Annotated in this window: 17 protein-coding genes; 5 read left to right on the top strand and 12 right to left on the bottom strand. The window is 72.4% G+C overall.

The genetic code is table 11. From position 1 onward, the window contains the following. Nucleotides 1-16: 16 nt before the first annotated feature. From ACJ9NR_RS36135 to ACJ9NR_RS36115, 5 genes are all read right to left on the bottom strand, one after another. On the bottom strand, nt 17-643 hold the full coding sequence (locus tag ACJ9NR_RS36135) for a DUF3887 domain-containing protein (RefSeq protein WP_412492511.1): 627 nt from the start codon (nt 641-643) through the stop codon (nt 17-19). A gap of 112 nt (nt 644-755) precedes the next feature. Beyond that, nucleotides 756-1403: a dihydrofolate reductase family protein gene (locus ACJ9NR_RS36130; RefSeq protein ID WP_412492510.1), complete on the bottom strand. Its 648-nt coding sequence runs from the start codon at nt 1401-1403 to the stop codon at nt 756-758. Between the two features lie 258 nt (nt 1404-1661). Then, entirely contained in the window at nt 1662-2894 is a 1233-nt protein-coding gene (locus tag ACJ9NR_RS36125) for an MFS transporter (RefSeq protein WP_412492509.1), read from the bottom strand. Nucleotides 2895-3105: 211 nt separating this feature from the next. Then, nucleotides 3106-4095 (bottom strand): aldo/keto reductase, encoded by a 990-nt coding sequence (locus ACJ9NR_RS36120; protein WP_412492508.1) that lies wholly within the window; start codon nt 4093-4095, stop codon nt 3106-3108. A 218-nt stretch (nt 4096-4313) separates the two neighbouring features. Then, complete coding sequence (locus ACJ9NR_RS36115) at nt 4314-4712, bottom strand: hypothetical protein (RefSeq protein ID WP_412492961.1); 399 nt, start codon at nt 4710-4712, stop codon at nt 4314-4316. Nucleotides 4713-4895: 183 nt separating this feature from the next. Here ACJ9NR_RS36115 and ACJ9NR_RS36110 point away from each other — a divergent pair, with 183 nt between their 5' ends. Further along, on the top strand, nt 4896-6140 hold the full coding sequence (locus ACJ9NR_RS36110) for a cytochrome P450 family protein (protein WP_412492507.1): 1245 nt from the start codon (nt 4896-4898) through the stop codon (nt 6138-6140). Here the strand turns inward: ACJ9NR_RS36110 and ACJ9NR_RS36105 are convergent, their stop codons facing one another. Genes ACJ9NR_RS36105 through ACJ9NR_RS36085 form a run of 5 tightly spaced genes read right to left on the bottom strand, consistent with a single transcriptional unit; the run spans nt 6141 to nt 10290 of the window. Beyond that, nucleotides 6141-7496 (bottom strand): cytochrome P450, encoded by a 1356-nt coding sequence (locus ACJ9NR_RS36105; RefSeq protein ID WP_412492506.1) that lies wholly within the window; start codon nt 7494-7496, stop codon nt 6141-6143. Next, complete coding sequence (locus tag ACJ9NR_RS36100; RefSeq protein WP_412492505.1) at nt 7493-8131, bottom strand: GTP-binding protein; 639 nt, start codon at nt 8129-8131, stop codon at nt 7493-7495. Before ACJ9NR_RS36100 ends, ACJ9NR_RS36105 begins: the two co-directional genes overlap by 4 nt. Then, nucleotides 8109-8465, bottom strand: coding sequence for a DUF742 domain-containing protein (locus ACJ9NR_RS36095; protein WP_412492504.1), 357 nt, complete (start codon nt 8463-8465; stop codon nt 8109-8111). The genes ACJ9NR_RS36100 and ACJ9NR_RS36095 overlap by 23 nt, the downstream gene beginning before the upstream one ends. Then, entirely contained in the window at nt 8462-8875 is a 414-nt protein-coding gene (locus ACJ9NR_RS36090) for a roadblock/LC7 domain-containing protein (protein ID WP_412492503.1), read from the bottom strand. Before ACJ9NR_RS36090 ends, ACJ9NR_RS36095 begins: the two co-directional genes overlap by 4 nt. Further along, entirely contained in the window at nt 8872-10290 is a 1419-nt protein-coding gene (locus ACJ9NR_RS36085; protein WP_412492502.1) for an ATP-binding protein, read from the bottom strand. Before ACJ9NR_RS36085 ends, ACJ9NR_RS36090 begins: the two co-directional genes overlap by 4 nt. Nucleotides 10291-10567: 277 nt before the next feature. Between ACJ9NR_RS36085 and ACJ9NR_RS36080 the strand changes: the two genes are divergently transcribed. After that, nucleotides 10568-11524: an AraC family transcriptional regulator gene (locus ACJ9NR_RS36080; protein WP_412492501.1), complete on the top strand. Its 957-nt coding sequence runs from the start codon at nt 10568-10570 to the stop codon at nt 11522-11524. 396 nt (nt 11525-11920) lie between these two features. Here the strand turns inward: ACJ9NR_RS36080 and ACJ9NR_RS36075 are convergent, their stop codons facing one another. Beyond that, nucleotides 11921-12949 (bottom strand): Lrp/AsnC family transcriptional regulator, encoded by a 1029-nt coding sequence (locus tag ACJ9NR_RS36075; protein WP_412492500.1) that lies wholly within the window; start codon nt 12947-12949, stop codon nt 11921-11923. A 220-nt stretch (nt 12950-13169) separates the two neighbouring features. Between ACJ9NR_RS36075 and ACJ9NR_RS36070 the strand changes: the two genes are divergently transcribed. Together ACJ9NR_RS36070 and ACJ9NR_RS36065 are read left to right on the top strand one after the other, a co-directional pair. Then, the gene (locus tag ACJ9NR_RS36070; protein WP_412492499.1) at nt 13170-13886 is read left to right on the top strand and encodes an SDR family NAD(P)-dependent oxidoreductase; all 717 of its coding nucleotides are present in this window, start codon (nt 13170-13172) and stop codon (nt 13884-13886) included. A gap of 243 nt (nt 13887-14129) precedes the next feature. Then, complete coding sequence (locus tag ACJ9NR_RS36065) at nt 14130-15278, top strand: S1C family serine protease (RefSeq protein WP_412492498.1); 1149 nt, start codon at nt 14130-14132, stop codon at nt 15276-15278. 92 nt (nt 15279-15370) lie between these two features. Here the strand turns inward: ACJ9NR_RS36065 and ACJ9NR_RS36060 are convergent, their stop codons facing one another. Continuing rightward, on the bottom strand, nt 15371-15637 hold the full coding sequence (locus ACJ9NR_RS36060) for a YrhK family protein (RefSeq protein WP_412492497.1): 267 nt from the start codon (nt 15635-15637) through the stop codon (nt 15371-15373). 276 nt (nt 15638-15913) lie between these two features. Here ACJ9NR_RS36060 and ACJ9NR_RS36055 point away from each other — a divergent pair, with 276 nt between their 5' ends. Next, a complete protein-coding gene (locus ACJ9NR_RS36055; protein ID WP_412492960.1) occupies nt 15914-16318 on the top strand; it encodes an SPW repeat protein in 405 nt (134 codons plus the stop codon). Nucleotides 16319-16432: the final 114 nt, after the last annotated feature.

The raw sequence follows: 16432 nt of genomic DNA, 5'->3' as shown, positions 1-16432 counted from the left end.
CTTCCGGGACGCTGTCCTACGGGGTTTCGGGTGCGACGATGACGATTCCGGCGACCTTCTCCTCGGTGTCGAAGGCGACCCGGGCCTTCATGTCGCCGGCCTCGTAGCGCAGGGGGATGTCGACGACCGTGTGGTCGCCGATCCGGCGGACGAACGGCTCGCCCTCGCCGAAGCCCTCGAACGCCCCCACCAGGCCGGTGACGGTGGCCAGGCCGTCGCCCCGCACCTTGTCCGTGAAGGCCTCCAGCACCTGGGCGTTGAACGACTGCCTGGCTTCGTCCATGCGGCCGTCCAGGACGGCCTCGACGATCGCGATCGCGCGCGGCGCGGCGTCGGCCATGCGCACCGTCTTGTCCATGGGTTCTCCCGACCGGGGATCGATGGGCCGGCCGAACCGCTGAAACGCGGCCTGGCGGGTGACACCGAGCAGGTCCCCGATCTCCTGCCAGGTGTGACCGGCGTCCCGGCTCTGCTGCACGCAGAGTCTGAGGACCTGCTCCGCCAGCTCGTCGACGCTCCTGGCCCGCCGGACCAGGTCGAGGTAGGCAGGCGACGCCAACGGGCTGCCCAGCGCCTGCGCGAGAGCCGCAGCCTGCTCGGCGAGCCGGCTGCTCAGGGCGGTGAGAGGCGGAGGTTCGGTCATGCGTAAACGTTACCTTTACAAGCCCATCGACGTCAAGGAATCCTTTACATACGCCGCGCCTCGGTGTCCGGCCCCGGTGACCGCACGAGTCCGGGACACGCCGTCGCCCTGTTCACAGACCCGTACGGGTGAAGGTGACGTGCGTGACCCCGCTGGGCGAGGAGGCCGTCTCGACCTCGTAGCCCTGTTGCAGGTCCTCCAGTCCGTCCCAGAGGCGTACGCCCCTGCCCAGCAGGATCGGGACCACCACCACGTGCAGATGGTCGACGAGCCCGGCGGCGAGGAAGTCGCGCACGACGGTGGGGCCTCCGCCGATGCGTACGTCCTGTCCGCCCGCCGCCTCGCGGGCCGTCCGCAGCGCCTCGGCGGGCCCGGTGCCGAGGAAGTGGAACGTCGTGCCGCCCTCCATCTCCGTCGAGGGACGCGGGTGGCGGGTGAGGACGAAGACCGGTGTGTGGAACGGCGGGTTGGGCCCCCACCACCCCTTCCACGCCGGGTCCTGGTGCCATCCGGGAGGGCCGAACTTGCCGGCGCCCATGATCTCGGCACCGATGCCGGGCGCGAACTGCCGCGCGAAGGCGTCGTCGAGGCCGGCGGTCCCGCCGGGCCGGCCGGCCATGTCGTGCCAGAACCGCGTGGCGAACATCCACTCGTGCAGCCGTTGCCCGGCGTGGCCGAAGGGCGCCTCACGGCTCTGGCCCTCACCGGTGGCGAAGCCGTCGAGCGAGACGGAGAAGTTGTGGACGCGGGTGAGTGTCATGCCTGGTGACTCCTCTGCTTGTGCCGGTCTCCTTGCGCCGGTCTCCTTGAGCCGGGCCGGCCCGTGGCGGACCGGCCCGGCCGTGCGGCGGGTGGCGGTCGCCGCGGTCTCACGACGTGCCGCTCCAGCCGCTCCGACCTCACGACGTGCCGACCCCGGCCCACGACGTGCCGGCCCGGGCTCAGGACGTGTCCCGCCGATTGTCGCGGCGATCCGCGGGCGGTGCCCACAGGAGGCGGGCACCGCCGGCGCACGGCCTCAGTCCGGCGTCGGCCGCGTGGCCGCCGGCCGGCGCTTCGGTACGCGCAGCAGGCGTAGTCCGGCGAGGCTCAGGAGTGTCGTCGCGGCGGCGGCCCCGGCGCCGAGGGCGAAGCCACCGTGTGGTCCGCGCGAGTCGATCGCCCAGCCGGAGAGGGCGGCCGCGGCGGCCGAGCCCGCCGCGCCGGCCGAGCCGAGCCAGGAGAACGCCTGGGTCAGGACGGACGGGTGGACGCTCGACTCGGTGAGCACGTTGAAGAGCGTGAGAAGGGGTGGGATCGCGGCACCGGTGAGGAACACGACCATTCCGAGCCCGCACGGCGAGCCGGCCGTGAACAGCAGCAGCGTGCCGAACAGCAGCACACCGCTCGCCGCCGGCAGTTGCGCCGCGGGCGCGGCACGCCACCGGCGCAGCCCGTAGAGCCAGCCGGCCAGCAGACCGCCGCAGTTCGAGACGGCGAAGACCGGGGCCGCGGCGCCCGGCGCGCCATGGTCCACCGTGAAGGCGGCCACGGACACCTGCATGGCACCGAAGTAGACGCCGATGGCGAGATTGAGGCCCACCAGTACGAGGACCGGCCCGCGCGGCACGGAACCGTCCCCCCGCGTGCGCGCGGCGCAGTCGGTGGCCGGCGCGGGCGCGGAGTCGCGCTGCGCCGCGAGGGCCAGTCCGCCGGCCACCGACAGGGAGGCGGCCAGCGCCGTCCCGGCCATCGGGTGTCCGGCGGCGGCGAGGGCGCTGACCGTCGCCGGGCCCACCAGGTAGCCCACCGCGTTGGTGACGGACTCCAGCGCGAACGCGGTGGGCAGTTCCGCCGCCCGATCGGTACGGAGCAGGGCCGCCCAGCGTGCCGCGGACATCGCGCCGAGCTGGGGGACGCTCGCCCCGGCCGCCGCGCCGCCCAGGACCAGGAGCGCACCGGGGGCGTCCGCGGCGACCAGGTACCCGAGGACCGCCACCGCGGCGGCGTGGGCGAGCAGTGCGGGCGGCAGGACCCGGGTCTGCCCGAAGCGGTCCACGAGCCGGGCCAGTTGGGGCGCCCCGAGTGCTTCGCTCACCGCGAAGGCACCGCTGACCAGACCGGCCGCGCCGAACGCGCCGGTGCGGCCGTGCACGAGCCAGACGATGCTCAGGCCGGTCATCGCGACGCCGACGCGTCCGAGCGAGGCGGGCAGGAAGAAGGCCGCGGCGCCCGGGGTGCGCAGCAGGCGGCGGTAGTTCGCCGAGTGCACGGCGAGTCCCTTTCGCTGCCCGGCGGGGCGGCCCACCCGGGTCGTCGGTGCCCGGAGTACCGGCCCGTGGTCACCGCCTGGAACCGTCCAGTGCTGGCGCGGAGAGGGGACACGCGCCCCACGCCGACTCCGTCACCGGGCAGAAACCTTGACGTGTGGTGTGTGCCCGGGACCTACCCCGTCACGCGGGACGCCACTCCCGGCGGAGCGCTCAGCGGTTCACCGATCGCATTCCCGCCTCGTCGTAGCGCTCCCCGGCGGCCTCGGGCAGCTCCGCGTCGATGCGGGCCAGGTCGTCCCCGGTCAGCGTGATCTCGGCGGCCGCGGCGTTCTGCTCCAGGTAGGTGCGGCGCTTGGTGCCGGGGATCGGTACCAGGTCCTCGCCCTGGGCCAGTACCCAGGCGATGGCCAGCTGCGCCGGGGTCACGTCCTTCTCCGCGGCGATCTCCTTCACCTTCGCCGCGAGCCGCAGGTTCGCCTCCAGGTTGGCGTCCCTGAAACGCGGGTTCTGGCGGCGCCAGTCGCCGGCGTCCAGTTCCTCCGGTGAGGAGAACCGTCCGGCGAGGAAGCCGCGGCCGAGCGGGGAGTACGGCACGAAGCCGATGCCCAGCTCCCGGCAGGCGGGCAGCACCTCGGCCTCCACGTCCCGCGACCACAGCGAGTACTCGCTCTGCACGGCGGTGATCGGGTGGACGGCGTGCGCGCGCCGGATGGTCTGCGCGCTCGCCTCGCTCAGCCCGATGTGGCGCACCGCGCCCTCGGCGACCAGTTCGCCCAGCGCGCCGACCGTCTCCTCGATGGGCACGTTCGGGTCGACCCGGTGCTGGTAGTACAGGTCGATGTGGTCGGTTCCCAGGCGTCGCAGGGAGCCGTGCACCGAGCTGCGGACGTGCTCGGCCGAACCGTCCTGCGGGCCGACGGTGCTGACGTCGCCGGGTACGGTGCCGTCCATCCGGTAGTTGAACTTCGTCGCGAGCACGTACGCGTCGCGGTGCCCCCGGATCGCCTCGCCGACGAGCGACTCGTTGGTGAGCGGCCCGTACATCTGTGCGGTGTCGAGGAAGTCGATGCCCAGGTCGAGGGCGCGCCGGACGGTCGCGATCGCCTCCGCCCGGTCCGCGGACCCGTAGAAGGCGGACATGCCCATGCATCCGAGGCCGATGGCCGATACCTGGAGGTCCCGCAGGCTGCGCTTCCGCATGCCGTGTCCCAGCCTTTCTGCACGTTTGTTCGCCGTTCGGGCGCATCTCGTTCGCCGTTCGGGCGCATCTCGTGCGCCGCGGTCTCCCCCGACGCTACGACCTGAAGCGCGCTCCAGCGCAAGTCAGCCGCCCGGACCCGCAGCGGCAGCGGCAGCGGCAGCGGCAGCGGGGCAAGCGTCCTGCCCCGGCCGGGCTCAGGGACGACCGGGGCAGGCGTTCAGGGCGCGGGACACCTGTCGTGGGACAGCGACGCGCGCAGCGCCGAGTGCAGGGCCGGCGCGCCCGTGCACTCGCGGTCGCGGGAGGGCGGCACACTCCAGTGCAGGCCGGGGCCCGTGGTGCGGTGCGGCGGCGGGACCACCACATGGCTTCCCGGGCCGAGGACCTGGACCGAGGGGAGCCGCCAGTCGGCCGCGGAGCCCGGGAGGATCAGCCAGTACAGGATGCGGCCGTAGCCGTCCGTGATGACGGCGCCGGTCTCGTCACCGAGGTGACGCATCGCGTGCGAGCCGAGGTCGAGCGGTACGCGTACGGCGTCCCACCAGCGGCCGGCGGCCGTCAGCTGCGCCTGCGTGCGGTCCCCCCGCATCCACCGCGGGGACCAGCTGCCCGTCATCGCCCTCACCGGCCCCTCCCGTCCGACGCCCCGACCCTAGGGCCCCGGCGGGGCGGCCGACTTGCGGTCACGCGCAAGGAAGTTGCGGCGGTACGCAGTGGGCGCCGCGGGATCTCGTCCGGCGACGCTACGGCGACGTAGCTTTACCGTTCGTATCCGGATTCGAACAACTGGGAGGCTGCGATGGGACACCCCGACCCCTTAGTGATCGACCCGACCGGCCGCGACATCCACGGTGAGGCCGCGCGGGTGCGTGACCGCGGACCGGCCACGCCGGTGGAGCTCCCCGACGGCGTCGAGGCCTGGGCGGTCAGCGACCCCGACCTGCTCAGGCGCCTGCTGACCGACCCGCGCGTCTCCAAGGACCCGCGCCGCCACTGGACCCGCTGGATCAACGGCGGGATCGCCCCGGAATGGCCGCTGTTCACCTGGGTGGCGGTGCAGAACATGTTCACCGCGTACGGCGGCGAGCACAAACGCCTGCGGGCCCTGGTCTCCAAGGCGTTCACCGCGCGCCGCACCGCCGCACTGCGGCCCCGCGTCGAGGAGATCACCGGGAACCTGCTGGACCGGGTCGCACAGGCCGGCCGGGACGGGCAGGTCGTCGATCTGCGCGAGGGGTTCTGCTACCCGCTGCCGATCCAGGTGATCAGCGAACTGTTCGGCCTGCCCGAGGACCAGGGCGCCGAACTGCGCGCCGTCGTGGACAGCATCTTCCACACCTCCGCGACACCGGAGGAGGTCACCGACACCTACGCCCGCTTCTACGCCGCGCTCGCCAAACTCGTCGCCCTGAAGAGGGAGTCGCCCGGCGACGACCTGACCTCCGCCCTCATCGCGGCCCGCGAGGACGAGGACGGCGGCCGCCTGAGCGAGCAGGAACTCCTCGACACCCTGGTGCTCATGGTCAGCGCGGGCCACGAGACCACGGTCAACCTCATCGACAACGCCATCCACGCGCTGCTCACCCACCCCGACCAGCTGGCCCTCGTCCGCGAGGGCCGCGCCTCCTGGGAGGACGTGATCGAGGAGACGCTGCGTGTCGAGGCACCGGTGGCGAGCCTGCCGCTGCGGTACGCCGTGGAGGACCTGGTACTGGCGGAGTTCGGCGGCCCCGAAGGGATGGTGATCGGCAAGGGTGAGGCCATCCTGGCCGCGTACGCCGCCGCCGGGCGCCACCCCGGCAGGTACGGCGACGACGCGGACCGCTTCGACGTCACCCGCGTCGACAAGGAGCACCTGGCCTTCGGGTACGGCGTGCACTTCTGCCTGGGCGCGCCCCTGGGCCGGCTGGAGGCGCGGGTCGCGCTCCCGGCGCTCTTCGGCCGCTTCCCGGACCTGCGACTGGCCGTCGGGCAGGAGGAGCTGGAGCCGGTGGACTCCTTCATCTCCAACGGCCACCGCTCCCTCCCGGTGCTCCTGCGCTGATCACTCCCCGCGCCACCAGGTCCGCACCCGGTCCCGCCAGCCGCGGCGTTCCCGCGCCACGGCCGGGGCCGAGGAGGGCCGGGCGGGCACGGTGGCGTGTGCCACGGGCGGCTCGTCGTCCGTGGCGCGCCCGGCGGCAGCCGGCGGGAACGTCACCGGCAGCGCGGCCAGTGCCCGGTGGAACGGGCCCGGCCGCCACACCAGGTCCTCCACCGGCACGGCGAGTTCGAGGTCGGGAAGGCGGTCGAGGAGCTTCTCCACCGCCGCCGCCGCGATCAACCGGGCGGGACTCTGCGCAGGACACGTGTGCGGGCCCGCGCTCCACGCCAGGTGGGCGCGGTTTCCCGCGCGCTGGTCGCCGCTGAGCGAGGGGTCGTTGTTCGCCGCGGCGAGCGAGACCACGATCGGCCGGCCCGGGTGCAGGGCGATCCCCTCGTAGGTGACGTCGTGCACCGCGTAGTGGACGGCGTAGTTGGCCATGGGCGGATCGTTCCACAGCACCTCGTCGAGGGCGTCCTCCACCGGCAGGCTGCCGCCCGACAGGTCGCCGGCGAAACGGTCGTCGGACAGCAGCAGCCGAAGACTGTTCGCGATCAGGTTCTGCTGCGGCTCGGTGCCGGCGCCCATGAGCAGGACGAGGTTGTGCACCATCTCCTCGTCGGTGAGTCCGGCCGGGTGGGCCAGCAGCCAGGAGGTGACGTCCTGGCCGGGCTGCCTGCGCTTGAGCGCGACGAGGTCGAACAGGGTCGTGGCGAGCAGCTCGTTCGCCTTCTCCGCGTCGACGCCGTCGAAGATCCCGGACATGCCCCGCACGAGCCGCTCACCGTAGTCGGCCGGGCAGCCGAAGAGGTGGTTGAACACCAGCAGGGGCAGCACCTGCGCGTACTCGCCGAGGAGATCGGCCTTGCCCGCGGGCGCGAACCGGTCGATGAGGGCGTCGGCGCTCGTCTCGACGTATCCGCGCAGCGTGTTCGGCTCCACGCGGGCCAGACTGTCGGTGATCGCGCCGCGCAGCCGGCGGTGCTCCGCGCCGTCGGTCCACAGCGCGTTGGGCCGGTACATCATCATCGGCACCACCGGGCTGTCGGCGGGGACGGTCCCGTCGGCCAGGTCCTGCCAGCGGCGGGGGTCCTTGGAGAAGGTCTCGGTGCTGCGCAGCACGTGCAGTGCGGCGTCGTAGCCGACGGCGAGCCAGGCCCGCACACCGGGCGCCAGCTCGACCGGTGCGATCGGGCCGTAGCGGCGCAGCCGTGCGTAGACGGCGCCCGGGTCGGCGGCGAACTCGGTTCCGTACAGGGCCTCGTGGGCCGGGCAGCCCGGTGGCGGGGCGGCGGGCCGGGGTGGTTCGGAGGTCACGCGTGCTCCAGGTGGCCGGTGGGAGTCCCGCCGCTCGAGGGACGGCGGTCGGAAGGCAGGGTCAGGAGGTACTCGACGAGGGCGATCAGCGCCCGCGTGGAGGAGCCTCGGTCGCGGGCGTCGCAGCGGACGAGGGGTGTCTCGGGGAGCAGGTCGAGGGCGTCGCGGACCTCGTCCAGCTCGTGCCGGGGTGCGTCGTCGAAGTCGTTGAGGGCGACGGCGTAGGGCAGGCCGAGCTCCTCCAGGACACCCATGACCTCGAAGGACTGGTTCAGCCGACGGGTGTCGGCGAGCACCAGCGCCCCCAGCGCGCCGCGTGTCATGTCCTGCCAGAGCTGGGTGAAGCGCTGCTGGCCGGGGGTGCCGAAGAGGTAGAGCACCAGGTGGTCGTTGAGGGTGAGCCGGCCGAAGTCGAGGGCGACGGTGGTGGTCGTCTTGTCGTTCATGCCGGAGAGGTCGTCGACGAGGGCGCCGGCCTCGGTCATGACCTCCTCGGTGCGCAGCGGGCGGATCTCGGAGAGCGCGCCGACATAGGTGGTCTTGCCGACCGCGAAGTGGCCGACGATCAGCAGCTTGACCGCGGTCTGCACGCCGGGCCGCAGATAGCGGTCGTCAGAGGCGGGCGCGGAGCCCATCGAGGACCTCCTGGAGGATGGTGACGTCGGACGGCCGGGCGGCCGGGATCGGTGCGCGGGTGACGATGTGGCCGCTGTCCATCAGGTCGGCGATCAGCACCTTGGTGACGCTGACCGGCAGTGCCAGGTGGCCCGCCACCTCCGCGACGGACAGCGCTCCCGGCCGGCACAGCTCCATCAGCCCGCGCTTTTCCGGGCTCAGTCCGGTCAGCGGCAGATCGTCGGCGGCGATCAGCAGCGTGACCAGGTCCAGGGTGTTGCGCGTGGGGTGGGCGCGGCCGTCCGTGACGACGTACGACCGCACCAGCCTGTCGGGGCGGCGCCGCGGGGTCATGCCGGGCTGCCGGCGTCCTGCCGCGCGGGGCTGGTCAGCTCCTTGCCGAGCCGGTCCACCAGCTTGTGCATGCGGTACGTGACCGCCTCCATGTCCACGTCCTGGCCGGTGGAGACCGCGAGGTAGGCGCCCTCGCCGGCGGCGACGAGGAAGACGTAGCCGTGCGCGAACTCGATCAGGGTCTGCCGCCACGGGGTGTGCGGCGTGCCGCAGAACTCGGCGGTGCTGCGGCTGATCGACTGGACGCCGGACAGGCCCGCGGCGAGCCGCTCGGCGTCGTCGCGGCCGATGTCCTTGGAGTGGGCGCGGAGCATGCCGTCGGCGGAGAGCAGGATCGCGTGGCGCGCCTCCGGCACCTTCAGCACCTCGTCCAGCATCCAGCCCAACTCGTTGTTGGTGGGCCCGGTCATTCGTTGCTGTTCCCTTCGTCTTCCTGGGTGGTGTGCTGGGCGGCCCGGCCGTGGCGGGTGCCGCGTGCGAAGGCGCCCATGCGCCGGGCGTTCTCCTCCGCCGAGCGGCCGCCGACCTCCTCGGCCGCCGCGGCCGTGTGCTCGGCGGCGTCGGTGCGGGCGGATCGGCGACGGCGTCTGGGCAGTCCTCCGGGCGTGGTCGGACGGGTGCCGGTGCCGCCGTCGGCCGGGGCGCCCGCGTCGGGCACCGCTGAGGTGCCCGGTGTCGCACCGGCGGTGGATGCGGCCGATGCGGCCGGCTGCGGGGTGTCGGCCCCGGCCGTCGGGCCGGAGGCGGCCGGGTGGCCCGGAGGACGGGCGGCCGTCGCGCCGGCGTCGAGGGTGGACGGCGCCGCGGCGGGCTCGGGGGCCGGCGCCCGGTGCGTGAGCAGCGCGGACGGCAGGAACACCACGGCGCGTACGCCCCCGTACGGGGAGAGCGTGTCGGCGGAGACGGTGAAACCGTAGCGTTCGGCGAGTACGCCGATGACGGCGAAGCCGAACCGGGGCGGGTCGCCGAGCCGGGTGACGTCCACCGGGTGCCTGCCGGACAGCAGTTCGGCGGCCAGCTCGGTCGCCTGGCCGTCCATGCCGACACCGGCGTCGTCGATCACCACGCAGGCGCCGTTGTGCACCGTCTGGACGGTGACCTCGACCTTGGTGCCCGGCTGCGAGTGGCGTGCCGCGTTGTCGAGCAGTTCGGCGATGGTGAGGACGACCGGTTCGACCGCCCTGCTCTCCACGGCGATGTCGACCTCGCCGGTGATGCGGACGCGCCGGTAGTCACGGATGCGGGAGGTGGCGCCGCGTACGACCTCGACGAGTGCGGAGGTGGCGCGCTGGCGGCCCGGCCAGGAGCCGCAGAGCACGGCGATGGCCTGCGCGCGACGGCCGAACTGGGCGTTGGTGTGGTCGATCTCGAGCAGGTCGCGCAGCACGTCGGGGTGGTCGTGCCGGTCCTGCATCTCGGAGATCGACACCTGCTGCTCGTTGGCGAGCGCCTGGATGGAGCGCATGGACGCCTTCAGGGCCGCCTTCGCCGACTGGTCGGCACGCGACTGCGCGTGCTCGACGGCCTGCGAGAAGCGGTCCAGCACGGCGTCGAGGCATTTCGCGAAGTCCGTTCCGGCGAGCCGGTCCTCCAGCAGACCGGCCGCGGGAACCGGTCGGGGCGTGGTGACGTCCTCGAGGGCGGGCAGGCGGACCGAGACCAGGTGGCGCAGTTCCTCGTCCCGCATCCGCAGGCCGTCCGACAGTTCGGTGTTCCGTCGGCGCTGCAAGGCGGTGATGCCGCGCTGCCGCACCAGCAGCACGGTGACGGCACACAGGCCCAGGCCCAGGCACCACATCACCGCCTCCGATATCTGATCGGTCATGAAGTCCTCTGTGGCGGGCGTGAGTTGACGGGTCGCCGACGGTAGCGACGCACACGGCGGCGCACTTGCCCACGCGCGCAGAGAAGTTGTCACCGGACGCATCGGCACCAGGAGCCTCAGGCAGGACGCCGACTTCCCTTTGGCATATGCCAATGACCTTACGGAGGTGATGAGGGAACCGCCCGTTGCACTAAGCTGACGCCGAGTGACGCTCGGTGGCCCACGCGGGCCGCCCGACCTGCAACGACCGCCAGGACACGCCGCGATGGAGGGGACGGTGCCCGCGCGAGGTTACGTCGTGGAGGAGCAGACCACGACAGAAGTGGGTCCGCGTGAACGGGCCGACTTCTGGAGCGAGCACATCGCGTCCTACCAGTCCCGCATGGGGTACCGGTACGCGCGACTCGACAACTTCGAGGGGGAGACGGTCCGCCAGCGCACCGGCACGTATCAGCTGGTGCGGTTCCACTCGGACGAGATCGAGTACCAGCGCACGGCCCAGCAGGTGCGGCAGGACCCCGACGACGACTACCGGCTGCTGGTCGCGCTCAGCGGCCGGTTCATGCTGCGCCAGGACGAGGGACAGGCCGAACTCACGCCGGGGACCGGCGGGCTGGTCAGCTTCGGGGCACCCTTCCAGTGCGTGCAGGACCCGTCCACCCGGGCGTTCATCTTCACCATCCCCGCGCGGGAGATCGACGGCCGGCTGAACCGCACGTCCCCGCTCTCGGCCGGAGTGGACCTCACCCGCGGGCTGGGCCGGGTCGTGAGCTCCGTGCTGAACGATCTGCACGAGCAGCGGTACGCCCTGACCGACCCGCAGTTCGACGCGGTGGCGGACCGCCTGGTCGACCTGTTGTGCATGCTCGTCGTCGGCGACGACCGCCCCGACACCCCGGATCATCTCGCCGAGGTCGAGGCGATGGTCCGCCGCTATGTGCGTGACCACGCGGAGGACGCCGGCCTCACCGGCTCCTCCATGGCGCGCGCCCTCGGCTGGTCCCTGCGCCAGATCCAGCTGGCCCTGCAGCGCGCGGGCACCACGCCGCGGGACCTGATCCGCGAGGAGCGCCTGCGGCTGGTCCGCGACCGCCTCCAGTGCAACAGCTGCGCCCACATGACGATCACCGAACTCGCTTACGCCACTGGCTTCTCCTCGGCCAGCGCGCTGAGCACGGGCTTCCGCCGGCGCTTCGGCGTGAGCCCGCGCGAGATGCGCCTGGCAGCGCGCTGAGCCACGGCGCCGGACCCCACCGGGCAGGTCCGCACCACAGGTGAGCGCTCGCGTGCTGAGGACCGTCCACGTGCTGAGGGCCATCCGCGTGCTGAGCACCGCCCGGCGGATCGGGCGCCTGGCCGGCGACTCGCGGCGGTCGGACCGGGGTTCACCGGGACCCGCTGCCGCGCCGGTGACCAGCGCCCGTACCGCCGACGTCGCCGGATCCACCCGCGCACCTCCGTACCGCCGTTCCGGGATCGCACGAAGGCGATCGGCCGGTGTGACACCACGAGGAAGCTGTCCGGGGAGCGCCCGCGCCGTCGGGTTTGAGGTCAACTGCCGGTTACCGCCCTACTGTTGCCGGATGCCGACGCTGTTCGTCGTTTCGCGGTCGGCGCACGGGCACCGGACCTACCGCCTCTCTGCGGTGTCCCGCCGCAGGTCGCGCTCGCTCCGTGGCGGTTCGACGAGGCGACCACCGGACAGCAGCGTGCCGGCCTGCTTGATGTGCCGCAGCACGGGTGAGACCTCCATGCTCTGCAGGCCGGCCAGGGACCCGACCCGATCCGACGTGAACTCGAACAGCTCGTCGAGGTCCCGGCAGTGTGCGACGGCGTGGAGGTTGAAGGGCCCGGAGACGGCCGCGGCGAAGGCGATCTCGGGTTCCCGTGCGAGCGCGCGTCCGACCTCCTTCACCGCCGACGGATGCACGCGCAGCCACAGGTTCGCCCGGGCGTGATAGCCCAGCGCGGCCGCGGCGATCTCGACGTCGATGTGCACGACGCGGCGCAGAAGCAGGGTGTGCAGGCGGCGTGAGACGCGGCCCGGAGTGGAGTCCGCCGCCGCGGCGAGGTCGACCAGACTGGCGCGGCCGTCCGCGGCGAGAGCGTCGAGGATCCTCTCGTCCTCCGTGGTGAGGTGCACGGGATCGCGCGTGACGACCGGGGATTCGGTGAACGGGGGACCGTCGCTGCCGAGCATGGCTTCCTGCTCCGGGGAGAGCACACCCTCCAGGGCCGCCCAGTAGTGGCCGCGGCCTCCCATGAACTGACGGAGGACGGCGAAGGCGTTGATGTCGAGCACCGCGGCGGTGCGCGGAAGCCGTTGCCCGAGCAGGTTCTCGCGCTGCTCCCGGGTCCGTGACTGGGTCGCGCATGTGATCTCGTAGCCCGCCGCGCTCAGGGCCACCCAGTTGACGTCGTCGCGCCGGGCGAGCGCCTCGGCGATCGCCGCGACGCTGCCGGGTCGGCACCGGAGCCTCACCAGCCACCTGCTCTGTCCCAGCGCCCCCGGGTTGACGACGCCGGCGACGCGCACGACGCCGTCGGCGCGCAGGCGCCGGTACCGGCGGTTGACGGCGCTCTCGGTGAGGCCGAGGGCTGCCGCCATCGCGGCGAAGGAAGCCCGCGGAGCGATCTGCAGCGCGCGAATGATTCGCACATCCTCCGGCCCCACAACGATGGATTCGGACATCGATGTACCTGGCACAGCGGAAATCCTACAAGCGGGCCGCTTCGGCTCGCCCCCGCCGGAGCGCGGCGGACAGACTCGGCCCACACGGGGGAGCAGCACACAGCGGCGTCACCGACCGGCTCACCGCGGATCTCCGCGACGCCCCCGCACGGTGAACCGACCACGCACAGAACGGAGATGACGCTCGATGTCATCGGCTGTCACAGACCAGCACACGCCCACCGCTGTCGTCGTCGGGGCCTCGCGCGGTCTCGGCCACGGGATGGCGGCAGAACTCCTCCACCGGGGTTGGACCGTCATCGGCACGGTCCGGGACACCTCTGCCCGGACGCCCCTGCACGACCTCGCGGACCGATCCGGCGGGCGCGTCACCATCGAGCGTCTCGACGTCGACGAGCCCGGCCACCTCGCGCCCCTGCACGAGCGTCTCGCGGACCGCCGGATCGACCTGCTCTTCGTCAACGCGGGAGCGACGAACAACGAGCACACACCGATCGGAGCGGTTCCGGCAGCGGATTTCGTCGCTCTGATGATCACCAACGCCCTCGGGCCCATGCGGGTCATCGAGGCGCTGGAAGACCTGGTGTCCCCCACCGGGCTCATCGGAGCGATGTCGTCCGGGCAGGGCAGCATCACGAACAACACGACAGGGGGCCGCGAGGTCTACCGGGGCAGCAAGGCGGCCCTGAACATGTTCATGCGCAGCTTCGCGGCCCGGCAGGCAGAGACACGGCGCGCCTTCGTGCTCCTGGCACCCGGCTGGATACGGACCGCGCTCGGGGGCCCGGAGGCGCCGTTCACCCTCGAGGAGAGCGTCCCGCTGCTGGTGGACGTCCTGCTGTCCAGGCTGGGCACGCCGGGCCTGGCGTACCTGGACCGCTCGGGCGGCACCGTGCCCTGGTGAGCCCGCACGGCAGACGCGGGACAGCCCCGATGCCACCCTCGCCGCCCAGCGCTCACCGCTTGCCGCTCACCGCTTGCCGCTCACCGCTTGCCGCCACGGTCACTCGCAACCGGTCTGTGACGGCGGGCGGTTCGCCGTTCGAACGTGCCCGGCAGGCGGATGGGGGCGTGCGCGGCGCCTCGCAGGGAACCCCACTCCGGCAGGAGCTTCGTCTTCGCACTGTCGCAGTCTCGGGAGCACGCCATGATCGATACGCCTCGCCACGACCACGCCGCCCAGCACACCGCACGGGGCGCGTCCGCCACCACGCCGCACCGACTGCGCCGGGCGTTGTCCCACGGCGCGGTCGCGGGACTGGTGGGCGTGCTGGCCGTTGCCTGCAGCGGCAACTCGTCCGGTTCATCGAAGTCCGGCGGATCGTCCGGTTCGCCCAAGGCCACCGGCACGGCCTCCTCGGTGAGCAGTGAGCTGCAGAGCGACTACACACGCGTGGTGCACAACGCCCTGCCCTCGGTCGTCCAGATCACCACCTCGGAAGGGCTCGGCTCGGGGATCGTCTACGACGGCAAGGGCGACATCGTCACCAACGCCCACGTGGTCGGCCGGCACCAGAACTTCACCGTCACCCTCGCCGACCGGCAGCACCCCCTGCACGCCCGCCTGGTCGGCACCTACCGTCCGAACGATCTGGCGGTCATCCGCCTCGACACGCCGCCGTCCTCCCTGCACCCGGCTGCCTTCGCCGACAGCAAGAAGGTCAAGGTCGGCCAGATGGTGCTCGCCATGGGCAACCCGCTGGGCCTGTCCAGCAGCGTCACGCAGGGCATCGTCTCCGCCGTCGGCCGTACCGTCTCCGAGCCCGCCGCGAGCGGCTCCGCCGGCGCCACCATCCCCAACATGGTGCAGACCTCCGCCGCCATCAACCCCGGCAACAGCGGCGGCGCGCTGGTCAACCTCTCCAGTCAGGTGGTCGGCATCAACACCCTGGCCGCCGTCGACCGGGAACTCGGCGGCGGCGCGGCCCCGGGCATCGGCTTCGCCATCCCCAGCTCCACGGTCACCCGGATCGCCGACCAGCTCATCAAGAACGGCAAGGTCACCGACAGCGGCCGCGCCGCGCTCGGCATCACCGTACGGACCGTGCTCAACGCGAACTCCACCCCGGCAGGCGTCGGCATCGTCGCCGTCACCAAGGGCGGCGCCGCGGACAAGGCGGGGCTGCGCGCGGGCGACATCATCACCAAGCTGGACGACACCCGGATCGCCGACACGCAGACCCTGGCCGAGACGCTGGCCACCAAGGCACCGGGCGACAAGGTGACCATCGGCTACTCCCGTGACGGGCAGGCGCACACGACCCGGGCCACTCTCGGCACCCTGGGCAATTCCTGACCGCCCTCGGCACACGGGCGCGATCGAGGCGTACCCAGGGCCCGCCGTCGTACGTGACGAACCCCGGTCACCGCCGGGCCGGGACGAGCGGTTCACCGCCCGTCGTCGGGCACGGGTCGACGCCCGGACGCGGTGTCCGGCTGCTGCGACTTGCGCTTGTGCCGGACGAAGGCCTCACCGATGGTGCCCACGAACATGCCGAGCGAGCCGACGACGAACAGCCACAGGGCGACCCGTTCCAGGCTGGGGAACAGGAAGAACACGCTGCCGACCAGGAATGTCGTGTTGCCGATGCCCCCGATCACCAGATGGATGAAGGGGAAGTCCTGCAGCAGGTAACGCTCGAGGCGGGCTATCAAGCCGGCTCCTTTCCATACAGCACCGATGGCAACTGAAGTCACTTGTAGTGAAGGAGTGGCCGGGCAGCCGCCCGGCAAACTCGGCCCGGGCGCAGCTGTTTCGGGCGGCGGCCGGGCGGAAATCCCGTCATGCCGCGAGACCGGCCGTGGCCGAGAATCTCGCTCGACAGGACATGACAAAACGTACCGGATTTCGCGATTCCATCCCCTCGATACGGATACACGGTAGAGGTAAGCAACCACCCGAGAGAGAGGAAGAAGGTGGCCGACGTGGCCATGCAGTCGCGTATCGAGGAACATCCCGACATCCAGGCCATGCGGGCGAGGGCCGCCGAGATCTCGGTGAAGCCGTCCGCGCAGGCGGCGGAGGGCCTGACCCTGCTGACCGGCCTGTACCTGGCCATCTCCCCCTGGGTGATCGGCTTCAACGGCAACCCGCTGGCCGTGAGCAACCTGGTCACCGGTATCGCGCTCGCCGTCCTGGCCCTGGGCTTCGGTTCGGTCTTCGAGCGGACCTTCGGCATGGGCTGGGCGGCGTCCGGCATCGGTGCCTGGGCGATCATCGCTCCGTGGGTGATGCAGAACGCCTCGACGACCACGGGCACCGTCGTCAGCAACTCGATCACGGGTGCCGTCGCCGTCGTCCTTGGGCTCACCACGACGGCCATGGCACGCTCCTGACCGTCAGACCGGCCGGCTCGCGCCAAGCGGCGTGAGCCGGCCACTCCGTTTCCGGCCGTGCGGCCCCGACGTGGGCCGCACGGCCGGCGGCGTGTCGGACCACTGCTCCCGGCT

Origin of the sequence: Streptomyces sediminimaris, assembly GCF_047049295.1 — a bacterium.
GTDB classification, from domain to species: domain Bacteria; phylum Actinomycetota; class Actinomycetes; order Streptomycetales; family Streptomycetaceae; genus Streptomyces; species Streptomyces sediminimaris.
This window is presented reverse-complemented; position numbering and strand designations above follow the sequence as displayed.

Bases quoted from the DNA above. Each gene is read 5' to 3' on its own strand.
- ACJ9NR_RS36115 (WP_412492961.1), bottom strand. From the start codon at position 4,712: ATGACGGGCAGCTGGTCCCCGCGGTGGATGCGGGGGGACCGCACGCAG.
- ACJ9NR_RS36090 (WP_412492503.1), bottom strand. From the start codon at position 8,875: ATGACCGGGCCCACCAACAACGAGTTGGGCTGGATGCTGGACGAGGTG.
- ACJ9NR_RS36120 (WP_412492508.1), bottom strand. From the start codon at position 4,095: ATGCGGAAGCGCAGCCTGCGGGACCTCCAGGTATCGGCCATCGGCCTC.
- ACJ9NR_RS36135 (WP_412492511.1), bottom strand. From the start codon at position 643: ATGACCGAACCTCCGCCTCTCACCGCCCTGAGCAGCCGGCTCGCCGAG.
- ACJ9NR_RS36055 (WP_412492960.1), top strand. From the start codon at position 15,914: ATGCAGTCGCGTATCGAGGAACATCCCGACATCCAGGCCATGCGGGCG.
- ACJ9NR_RS36110 (WP_412492507.1), top strand. From the start codon at position 4,896: ATGGGACACCCCGACCCCTTAGTGATCGACCCGACCGGCCGCGACATC.
- ACJ9NR_RS36070 (WP_412492499.1), top strand. From the start codon at position 13,170: ATGTCATCGGCTGTCACAGACCAGCACACGCCCACCGCTGTCGTCGTC.
- ACJ9NR_RS36085 (WP_412492502.1), bottom strand. From the start codon at position 10,290: ATGACCGATCAGATATCGGAGGCGGTGATGTGGTGCCTGGGCCTGGGC.
- ACJ9NR_RS36100 (WP_412492505.1), bottom strand. From the start codon at position 8,131: ATGGGCTCCGCGCCCGCCTCTGACGACCGCTATCTGCGGCCCGGCGTG.
- ACJ9NR_RS36095 (WP_412492504.1), bottom strand. From the start codon at position 8,465: ATGACCCCGCGGCGCCGCCCCGACAGGCTGGTGCGGTCGTACGTCGTC.
- ACJ9NR_RS36130 (WP_412492510.1), bottom strand. From the start codon at position 1,403: ATGACACTCACCCGCGTCCACAACTTCTCCGTCTCGCTCGACGGCTTC.
- ACJ9NR_RS36065 (WP_412492498.1), top strand. From the start codon at position 14,130: ATGATCGATACGCCTCGCCACGACCACGCCGCCCAGCACACCGCACGG.